General features: G+C 71.9%; 9 protein-coding genes. 2 read left to right on the forward strand and 7 right to left on the reverse strand.

Annotation, left to right across the window (positions count from 1 at the left end):
* The coding region (locus FNH04_RS35065; RefSeq protein WP_152789897.1) for an AMP-dependent synthetase/ligase at positions 1–1563 on the reverse strand (1563 nt) is incomplete at its 3' end.
* Positions 1564–1889: 326 nt separating this feature from the next.
* Complete coding sequence (locus tag FNH04_RS35070) at positions 1890–3182, reverse strand: acetyl-CoA C-acetyltransferase (protein WP_152789889.1); 1293 nt, start codon at positions 3180–3182, stop codon at positions 1890–1892.
* An 84-nt stretch (positions 3183–3266) separates the two neighbouring features.
* Between FNH04_RS35070 and FNH04_RS35075 the strand changes: the two genes are divergently transcribed.
* Both FNH04_RS35075 and FNH04_RS35080 read left to right on the forward strand, forming a co-directional pair.
* The gene (locus tag FNH04_RS35075) at positions 3267–4592 is read left to right on the forward strand and encodes a 3-oxoacyl-ACP reductase (protein ID WP_152789890.1); all 1326 of its coding nucleotides are present in this window, start codon (positions 3267–3269) and stop codon (positions 4590–4592) included.
* A 3-nt stretch (positions 4593–4595) separates the two neighbouring features.
* Complete coding sequence (locus FNH04_RS35080; protein WP_152789891.1) at positions 4596–5456, forward strand: MaoC family dehydratase; 861 nt, start codon at positions 4596–4598, stop codon at positions 5454–5456.
* A gap of 14 nt (positions 5457–5470) precedes the next feature.
* Here FNH04_RS35080 and FNH04_RS35085 read toward each other — a convergent pair whose 3' ends face one another.
* The 5 genes from FNH04_RS35085 to FNH04_RS35105 all read right to left on the reverse strand — a co-directional run bounded on the left by FNH04_RS35085 (position 5471) and on the right by FNH04_RS35105 (position 9073).
* Positions 5471–6145, reverse strand: coding sequence for a TetR/AcrR family transcriptional regulator (locus FNH04_RS35085; RefSeq protein WP_152789892.1), 675 nt, complete (start codon positions 6143–6145; stop codon positions 5471–5473).
* A gap of 43 nt (positions 6146–6188) precedes the next feature.
* Positions 6189–6560: a DUF4229 domain-containing protein gene (locus FNH04_RS35090; RefSeq protein WP_152789893.1), complete on the reverse strand. Its 372-nt coding sequence runs from the start codon at positions 6558–6560 to the stop codon at positions 6189–6191.
* 84 nt (positions 6561–6644) lie between these two features.
* The gene (locus FNH04_RS35095; RefSeq protein ID WP_152789894.1) at positions 6645–7169 is read right to left on the reverse strand and encodes a GNAT family N-acetyltransferase; all 525 of its coding nucleotides are present in this window, start codon (positions 7167–7169) and stop codon (positions 6645–6647) included.
* A gap of 108 nt (positions 7170–7277) precedes the next feature.
* On the reverse strand, positions 7278–8441 hold the full coding sequence (mqnE, locus tag FNH04_RS35100; RefSeq protein ID WP_152789895.1) for an aminofutalosine synthase MqnE: 1164 nt from the start codon (positions 8439–8441) through the stop codon (positions 7278–7280).
* Positions 8442–8617: 176 nt separating this feature from the next.
* Positions 8618–9073 carry an Lrp/AsnC family transcriptional regulator gene (locus tag FNH04_RS35105; RefSeq protein WP_152789896.1) on the reverse strand — a complete coding sequence of 152 codons (456 nt, stop codon included), beginning with the start codon at positions 9071–9073 and terminating at the stop codon, positions 8618–8620.
* Positions 9074–9236 lie beyond the last annotated feature (163 nt).

A 9236-nucleotide genomic window follows, 5' to 3' on the forward strand; every position in this document is an offset into this window, starting at 1 on the left:
CTCGAGAGGGGCGGGGGCCACGCTCTTGCCACCTGCCGTGATCAGCATCTCCTTCTTGCGGCCGGTGATCGCGAGGTAGCCCTCGTCGTCCAGCGAGCCCAGGTCGCCCGTCGCCAGCCAGCCGTCGGCGGTCGCCGGGACCACTCCGCCGGCCTGGGGGTCCCAGTAGCCGCGCAGCACCGGGCCGCCCGCCAGCAGGATCTCGCCGTCCGCGGCGATACGGACCCTGACGCCGGGGAGGGGCCATCCCACCGTGCCCATACGGGGTTTGAGGGGAGGCGTGACCGTGGCGGCGCCCGTCGTCTCGGTGAGGCCGTAGCCCTCGTAGATCTCGATGCCCGCCCCGACGAAGAAGGCCGCGAGCCGGCGGCCCAGCGGGGAGCCGCCGCAGATGATGTAACGGACCCTGCCGCCCATGGCGTTGCGGATACGGCGGTAGACGAGAGGGTCGTAGAAGGCGCGGGCCGCCCTCAGGGCACGGCCGGGGCCGTCGCCGGTGCCGGCCCGGCCCGCCTCCAGGGCCTCCCCGTAGCGCTGGGCGACGCTCGCCGCCCGGTCGAACGTCGACACCCGGCGGCCCAGCTCCGCCTTGGCGCGGGCCACGTTGAAGACCTTCTCCAGCATGTACGGGATGGCCAGCAGACACGTCGGCCTGAAGCTCGCCAGGTCGGCCAGCAGATCCTCGGACTTGAGACTCGGCGCGTGGCCGAGCCGCACCCGCGCCCGTACGCAGGCGATCGCCACCATGCGCCCGAAGACGTGCGACATGGGCAGGAAGAGGAGCACCGACGCCTCTTCCCTGGTCCTCGCCTTGAAGACGGGGTAGAGGAGCTCGACGGCGTTGTCGACCTCGGCGAAGAAGTTGCCGTGGGTGAGGGCGCAGCCTCTGGGGCGGCCGGTCGTGCCGGAGGTGTAGACGACGGTGGCGAGCGTGTCGGGCCCCAGCACCCCGCGCCGCACGGCGACTTCCTGGTCGGGCACGTGCGCGCCGCTCTCCGCCAGCCGCTCCACATGGCCCTTCTCGATGACCCACAGGTGCCGCAGGTCGGGCAGGCGCTCGCGCTCCGGGCGGAGGGCGGCCGCCTGTGCGGCGGTCTCGGTGACGAGTGCCACCGCGCCGGTGTCCTGGAGGATCCAGCGGGTCTGGAAGACGGAGGAGGTCGGATAGACGGGGACGGTCACCAGGCCCGCCGCCCACGCGGCGAAGTCCAGGAGCGTCCACTCGTACGTCGTACGCGCCATGACGGCGATCCGGTCGCCCGGTGCCAGGCCCTCGGCGATCAGGCCCTTCGCCACCGCCCGCACCTGCTCCGCGAACTCGGCGGCCGTCACGGGCGTCCACTTCCCCGCCTCGGCCCGGCGGCTGAGGACCACGTCCGCGGGCGCCGCCTCGGCGTTCTCGAAGGGCAGGTCGGCGAGCGATCCGTAGGTCACCGGTGCGACCAGCGGCGGTACGGAGACCTCCCGTGCCACGCCGTCCAGGCGCCGGACCTCGGGCTCCACGAGCAACGGTGTGGAGCCGGACGCGGACGAGGGGACCGGGGCGGCGGAGGGCGGTTGCATGGTGGACACGAGCGGCTCCTGGGGCGTGCAGCGACGCGATGCTCTGCCGCATGCCTGGTACGTCCCGCATGTACCGGGCGTTCAGCGGCGGCGCCCGGCGGCGACGGCCACCGTCGGGGCGGGGGATCATCGCCGGTCGGAAACCGGATCGTACGGCCCCGGAGTGATGGGTTTGTGCCGGTTCGGAGATTCTCCGGCGCCGGAGATGTGCGAGAACGGCACCTTCTCTGGCGCCGGCACCGCGAGGAGGGGATATCGTGAGCGCTTTTCATGTTCACGCCCAGATGGCCCGGCCCCTCCCCCACGGCGTCCCGCACCCTCTCGGCTCAAGGCCGTTCCAGGATCGCCGTGACCCCTTGGCCCCCGGCCGCGCAGACGGAGATCAGGCCCCGGCCCGGCGCGTTCCGTTCCGCCAGGAGTTTCGCCAGGGTCGCGACGATGCGTGCGCCCGTGGCCGCGAAGGGGTGGCCTGTCGCGAGGGACGAGCCCGCGACGTTGAGGCGGTCGCGGTCCACCGGGGCGAGGCCGCGCTTCTCCCAGGCCGCGAGTGTCGCGAGCACCTGGGACGCGAACGCCTCGTGGATCTCGACCAGGTCGAAGTCCGCCATCCCGAGCCCCGCCCGCTCCAGCATGCGCGGGACCGCGTACGCCGGGGCCATCAGCAGCCCGTCCTCGCCGCCCGCCACATCGCCGCCCGGGCCCGCGAAGTCCACGGCCGCCGTCTCGTACGCGGTCAGGAAGGCGAGCAGCTCAAGGCCCCGGGCCTCGGCCCACTCCTCGCTCGCCAGCAGCACGGTCGCCGCGCCGTCCGTCAGGGGCGTCGAGTTGCCCGGCGTCATCGTGGGCTCGGGGCCGTCGAGCCCGAACACCGGTTTGAAGGCGGCGAGTTTGCCGACCGTGGAGTCCGGCCGCAGGTTCTGGTCCCGGTCGAGCCCTCGGAACGGCACCACCAGGTCGTCCAGGAACCCGCGCTCGTACGCCGCCGCCAGCCGCTGGTGGCTCGTCGCGGCCAGCTCGTCCTGTGCCTGGCGGCTCACTCCCCAGACCCGGGCCGTGACGGCCGCGTGCTCGCCCATCGACAGGCCGGTACGCGGCTCGGCGTTGCGCGGGATGTCGGGGACGAGGTGGGCGGGCCGGATCTTCGCGAGCGCCTTCAGACGGTCACCGACCGATTTCGCGCGGCGCGTCTCCAGCAGGATGCGGCGCAGCCGGTCGTTCACGCCGAGGGGCGCGTCGCTCGCCGTGTCGGCGCCGCCCGCGACGGCCGACTCGATCTGCCCGAGGGCGATCTTGTTGGCGGCCGCGACGACCGCCTGGAGGCCGGTGCCGCACGCCTGCTGGATGTCGTACGCGGGTGTACGGGGGTCGAGCCGGGAGCCGAGGACCGTCTCGCGGGCGAGGTTGAAGTCGCGGCTGTGCTTGAGGACCGCGCCGGCCACCAGCTCCCCGACCGCGCCCGGCGCCCCGAGCCCATACCGCTCGGCCAGCCCGTCGAGCGCGGCCGTGAGCATCTCCTGGTTGGAGGCGGTCGCGTACGGGCCGTCGGAGCGGGCGAACGGGACACGCATGCCGCCGATGATCGCGACGCGCCGTGCCGTGGGCGGATTCAGGGGACTCATCTCGACCTTCTCCTCACTGTGACGTAGGCTTACCCCCGGTAACCTTACTCCAGAGTAAGAAAGATTCGGAGCTGGGAGTCGCACATGGCCGACCGCTATCTGAGCTTCACCGCCACCCCGCCCGGCCGCTTCCTGACCCGCCGCCTCGGCCTGCCCCGGCCCGCGGCACTGAAACGCTGGTCACCCGGGCACCCCACGCTCGACGGCCCCCTGCTCCACCTCACTGCGGGCAGGTCCCGCCTCGATCTCGCTCCCGTCCTCGCCCGTACGGGGCTCAAGATCGCGGATGCCGCGCACGCCACCGGCGCCGGGAAGCCCGCCGCGGTCGTCCTCGACGCCACCGGCGTCACCGGCATCGACTCCCTCGCCGAGGTGCACGCCGCCCTGCACCCGGTCGTCCGGTCGGTCGCCACGAGCGGACGGATCGTCGTCCTCGGCGCCCCCCTCGACCCCCACGACCACGAACAGGCCGCCGTTCAGCAGGGGCTGGAGGGCTTCGTACGGTCCCTCGGCAAGGAGGTCGGGCGCGGTCGCACGGTCACCCTCGTACGGCCGGCCGGGGACGCGACCGCCGCCGAGTCGACCCTCCGCTTCCTGCTCTCCCCCAGGTCGGCGTACGTCAGCGGGCAGGTGATCGAAGTGGACGCCGCCGAGATCACCGCGCCCGAGGACTGGGCGCGCCCCCTCACCGGCCGTACCGCACTGGTCACCGGAGCCGCGCGCGGGATCGGCGCGGCGGTGGCCGAGACGCTGGCGCGGGACGGGGCGCGGGTGGTGTGCCTCGACATCCCCGCGGTGGAGTCCGAACTCGCCGCCCTCGCCGACCGGTTGAACGGCGTCCCGCTCCCCCTCGACATCACGGCGTCCGACGCGGGCGAGCGCATCGCCGCCGAACTCCCCGACGGCCTGGACGTCCTCATCCACAACGCGGGCATCACACGCGACCGCAAGCTCGCCAACATGCCCGCCAACGGATGGAGTTCGGTCCTCGACGTGAACCTGGCGAGCGTGCTGCGCACGACCGACGCGCTGCTCTCCGCCAAGGCGCTGAACTCCGGAGGCCGGATCGTCGCCACGGCCTCCATCTCCGGGATCGCCGGGAACGTCGGCCAGACCAACTACGCGGCGAGCAAGGCCGGCGTCATCGGCCTCGTCCGCTCCCTCGCCCCGCGCGCGCTCGGCCGACACGGGGTCACCGTCAACGCGGTCGCCCCCGGCTTCATCGAGACCCGGATGACGGCGGCCGTCCCCCTCTTCGTCCGCGAGGCGGGCCGCCGTATGAACTCCCTCGCCCAGGGCGGCCTCCCGGTCGACGTGGCCGAGACGACGGCGTGGCTGGCGCACCCGGCGTCGGGCGCCGTCAACGGCCAGGTCGTACGTGTATGCGGTCAGAGCCTGCTGGGGGCGTAGCCCATGACCGTCGTCCTCGCGCGTTCCCCCGCGCTCACGCCCCTGTTCGCCCGTGGCGCCCTGCGCTCACCGTTCAAGCGGCCCCACCCGGGCGCGGACTTTCCCCGCACCCGGCTGGCCCTGCCCCGCGTACGCGTCGACCTCGCGCGCCTCGCCGCGTACGAGCGGGTGTGCGGCTTCCCGACGGGCGACGACTCGCTTCCGCTCACGTTCCCGCACGTCCTCGGCTTCCCGTCGGCCATGCTCCTGATGAGTGACCGGGAGTTCCCGCTCCCCCTGCTGGGCCTCGTCCACACCTCGATCGAGATCACCCGGCGGCACGCGCTGGCGTCCACCGGTGACTACGGGCTCACCGTGTACGTCGAGGGACTGGCACCGCACCGCCGCGGCACCGAGGCGACGGTCGTGACCGAGGTACGGACCGGCGACGCGGTGGTGTGGGAGTCGCGCAGCACGTATCTGGCACGGCACGGAACCAACGGCCCCGACGCGACGGCCAGGCCACCGTCCGAGCACCCCGAGCCCCTCCCCGCGGTCCTCCCGGCGATCGCCGAATGGCGGCTGGCCGGAGACGTCGGGCGGCGGTACGGGGCGGCGTCCGGCGACCGCAACCCCATCCACCTCCACCCGCTCACCGCCCGTCTGTTCGGCTTCCCCCGGGCCATCGCGCACGGTATGTGGACGGTGGCGCGCTGTCTGGCCGAGCACGGCACGCCCGGCCCGGCGTTCGTGCGCGCGGAGTTCCGGGCACCGGTACCGCTGCCCGGGACGGTGACGTACGCGGCGGAGGGCGGCCGCTTCGAGCTACGGGGTCACGGAAACCGCGTGCACGTCACCGGAGAAGTGCGTCCGCTGCTCGCCTGACCGGCGGCTCCGCTTCACGTGACCGCGCGTGCCGCCACCGCGTCCGCCTCGGCGGGCGGGGACCAGGGGTGCCCGTCCATGAGGTTGCCGAGGCCCGCCCAGGCGAAGTTCATCAGGGTCGCCGCCGCCTCTCTGGCCGTGACGCCCGCGGTGGCGTTGGCCCAGGCGGCCAGCGACTCGGCGGCGCCGACGAGGGCCTCGGCGAGCCCGGCGACCTCGCCCTCGGGCAGCGACGGGTTCCGGTGTGCCTCCCGCGCGGCCACCGCGATCAGCTCGGTGACGAACGCCACCAGCTCCTCGCGCATCGCGGCCACCTCGGCCGCGAAGGGTTCGCCGTGCGTACGGGCCTGGAGGTGCAGCACGGTCCAGCCGTCCGGGTTCTCCGCGGTGTGCGTGAAGAACGCCTGGAGCCCGTCCCAGAGCTGCCGGTCGGCGGGCAGCCCGGTCCGCACCCCCGCGCGTACGGCCTCGGTGAGCGCCTTGGCCTCACGCCGGATACAGGCGGTGAAGAGATCTTCCTTCGAGTTCAGGTACAGGTACACCAACGGCTTGGACACGCCCGCCAGTTCGGCGATCTCGTCCATGGAGGCCGCCCGGTACCCGCGCTGCCCGAAGGTCCGTACGGCCGCGTCCAGCATCTGCTGCTCGCGCACCGCCCGGGGCATCCGTTTGCTCTTCACAGCACCCATGCCGACAGACTACGAGGGGGCACGCGGGAGGACAGGAGCGCGATCAGGACGATTGCCCCTGGGCGGGCGCCTTGCTCTGCCCGCCGGCCTGGCTCTGCTCGGGCACGCGGTCCTGCTCGGCCGTCTGCCCCTGCGCCCGGGCGGAGTCGTCCACCTGGTCCTCCTGGCTGCGGTTGGCCTCCAGGCCGGCCTTGACGCGGTCGACCCGCTGGACGATCCGGGCGGAGGCGCGGTCGCGCTCCTTGCGCAGGACCACGAAGCTGATCGGCGCGGAGATCACCAGGGCGAGCAGGACCACCCACATGCCGTTGGAGGCGCCCAGCCCTCGCGGCGCGAGGCCGGAGTAGACGAGGCCCCAGACGACCACGAGGCAGCCCACGAAGATACCGAGGCGCATCAGTGTGTAGCGGAGCATCTCAATCCACTCTTCCGTTCCGAAGGTTCCCAAAGGGCACCGTCCAGTGAAGCACGACCGGCCCGGGTTCTCGCACGAGGGTTGTCAGGCCAGCGTCAGCAGCATGATCACGTCGTCGCGGTCGTCACCGGGCGCGACCCGGATGGCCCCGGGCACCCGCCCGACCTCCTTGTAGCCACAGGAGGCGTAGAAGTGCTCCAGGCCCAGCCCTCCCCGGCAGGTGAGCCGGATCGCCTGGATGCCGTCGAACCCGCGCGCGGCCCTCTCCGCCTCCTCCAGCAGTTCCCGCCCGTACCCCAAGCCCTGGTACCGGGGGTGCACCATCACGGTGTACAGCCACACCCAGTGCGTCATCAGCCGGTGCGTGTTGAACGTGAAGAACGCGGTCGCCGCGGCCTCTCCGTCCTCTCCGTACCCGACGAGGAGCCGCGACCGTCCCTCGGCCATCGCCACGAAGTGCTGCACCAGCGCGGGCCGGATCGCCTCCGGCGCCACCGGGGGGACGAACCCCACGGCGCCCCCGGCGTTGGAGACGTCGGCCCACAGCCTGAGCACACCGTCCCGGAGCTCGGGTGTGACGGCCGGGTCCAGTCGAAACGTGAGGGACATGCGGACGACGGTATCTCGCCCGCCCCATGACGGTTGCCGGCCGACCGCGGGTCCGTGGTGGCCGGTCGCGGCCATGGGTCCGTGGTGGCCGGTCGCGGCCACGGGACCTCAGACCCGCATCGGCTGCGGTGACTCCCTCCGCGCCGGGTCCGGGCCCTCGTACTCGCGGATGATCTCGTACCGCGTGTTCCGCTCGACCGGGCGGAAGCCGGCGTCCCGGATCAGGTCCAGCAGGTCCTCGCGCGTCAGCTTGTTCGGCGTGCCGAAGTTGTCCGCGTCGTGGGTGATCTTGTACTCGACGACCGACCCGTCCATGTCGTCCGCGCCGTGCTGCAACGCCAGTTGGGCGGTCTGCACGCCGTGCATGACCCAGAAGACCTTCACGTGCGGCACGTTGTCGAAGAGCAGCCGCGACACCGCGAACGTCTTCAGCGCCTCCGCGCCCGTGGCCATCTGCGTCCGCGCCTGAAGGCGGTTGCGGACCTTTCCGTCCTTCATGTCCACGAAGTCGTGCTGGTAGCGCAGCGGGATGAAGACCTGGAAGCCGCCCGTCTCGTCCTGCAGTTCACGCAGCCTCAGGACGTGGTCCACCCGGTGCCGCGGCTCCTCGATGTGGCCGTACAGCATCGTGCACGGGGTCTTCAGACCCTTCTCGTGCGCGAGCCGGTGGATCCGCGACCAGTCCTCCCAGTGGGTGCGGTGGTCCACGATGTGCTGCCGGACCTCCCAGTCGAAGATCTCCGCACCGCCGCCGGTGAGCGACTCCAGCCCGGCGTCGATGAGTTCGTCCAGGATCTCCGAGGCCGACAGCCCCGAGATCGTCTCGAAGTGGTGGATCTCGGTGGCGGTGAAGGCCTTCAGCGACACGTCCGGCAGCGCGGCCTTCAGCTCACGCAGCGACCGCGGGTAGTACCGCCACGGCAGGTTCGGGTGCAGCCCGTTCACGATGTGCAACTCGGTGAGGTTGTCGCTCTCCATCGCCTTGGCGAGCTTGACGGCCTCCTCGATGCGCATCGTGTACGCGTCCTTCTCGCCCGGCTTGCGCTGGAACGAGCAGTACGCGCACGAGGCGGTGCACACGTTCGTCATGTTGAGGTGCCGGTTGACGTTGAAGTGGACGACGTCGCCGTTCTTCCGCGTCCGTACCTCGTGCGCGAGCCCGCCCAGCCATGCCAGGTCGTCCGACTCGTACAGCGCGATACCGTCCTCGCGGGTCAGCCGCTCACCGGAGCGGACCTTCTCCTCCAGGTCGCGCTTGAGCCCGACGTCCATGCCTCCGCCTCTCCTCGACGACAACTCGTGCAACGGTACAACCCGGACTCGGGGGCACCTGCGCGCCCCTGAAAGGGGCGCGGGGAACTTCGCGAACAACCACACACAACCCGCAGTCCGCAACCAACCGGACCCTCAACGGCGCGCCCCGCAAACCCGCCCGACCCAGCGGAGCGCTACTGCTCTTCCGGCAGCTCGCCCACCCGGTTCTCCCACTTCGTGGAGAGCACGATCGTCGTACGGGTCCGGGAGACGCCCTTCGTGCCGGACAGCCGCCGGATGGTCTTCTCCAGTCCGTCGACGTCCGTGACCCGCACCTTGAGCATGAACGAGTCGTCGCCCGCGATGAACCAGCAGTCCTCGATCTCGTTGAGGTCGCGCAGCCGGTTCGCCACGTCCTCGTGGTCGGCGGCGTCGGAGAGCGAGATACCGATGAGGGCGGTCACTCCGAGGCCGAGGGAGGCCGCGTTGACGGTGGCGCGGTAGCCGGTAATGACCCCGGCCGCCTCCAGCCGGTTGATGCGGTCGGTGACACTGGGCCCGGAGAGGCCCACGAGGCGGCCAAGTTCCGCGTAGGAGGCGCGGCCGTTCTCCCTGAGGGCCTGGATGAGCTGCCTGTCCACCGCGTCCATGCGATCGGTTGCCTTCCGCTGAAGAGTTCTCGAAGTAGTGATGACTGGCAGCGCTCCCGCCACCAGGTGCTCGGAAAGAGTGAATCCGGCTGGGTTCGGTGCCGTTCCGTTCGGTGCCGTTCGGTCCGGTGCCGTTCGATCCCGGCGCCGTTCAAGTCGTCCG

This window comes from Streptomyces phyllanthi (assembly GCF_009377205.1).
GTDB lineage: Bacteria > Actinomycetota > Actinomycetes > Streptomycetales > Streptomycetaceae > Streptomyces > Streptomyces phyllanthi.

Bases quoted from the DNA above. Each gene is read 5' to 3' on its own strand.
- FNH04_RS35090 (WP_152789893.1), bottom strand. From the start codon at position 6,560: ATGCTCCGCTACACACTGATGCGCCTCGGTATCTTCGTGGGCTGCCTC.
- FNH04_RS35095 (WP_152789894.1), bottom strand. From the start codon at position 7,169: ATGTCCCTCACGTTTCGACTGGACCCGGCCGTCACACCCGAGCTCCGG.
- mqnE (WP_152789895.1), bottom strand. From the start codon at position 8,441: ATGGACGTCGGGCTCAAGCGCGACCTGGAGGAGAAGGTCCGCTCCGGT.
- FNH04_RS35070 (WP_152789889.1), bottom strand. From the start codon at position 3,182: ATGAGTCCCCTGAATCCGCCCACGGCACGGCGCGTCGCGATCATCGGC.
- FNH04_RS35075 (WP_152789890.1), top strand. From the start codon at position 3,267: ATGGCCGACCGCTATCTGAGCTTCACCGCCACCCCGCCCGGCCGCTTC.
- FNH04_RS35080 (WP_152789891.1), top strand. From the start codon at position 4,596: ATGACCGTCGTCCTCGCGCGTTCCCCCGCGCTCACGCCCCTGTTCGCC.
- FNH04_RS35105 (WP_152789896.1), bottom strand. From the start codon at position 9,073: ATGGACGCGGTGGACAGGCAGCTCATCCAGGCCCTCAGGGAGAACGGC.
- FNH04_RS35085 (WP_152789892.1), bottom strand. From the start codon at position 6,145: ATGGGTGCTGTGAAGAGCAAACGGATGCCCCGGGCGGTGCGCGAGCAG.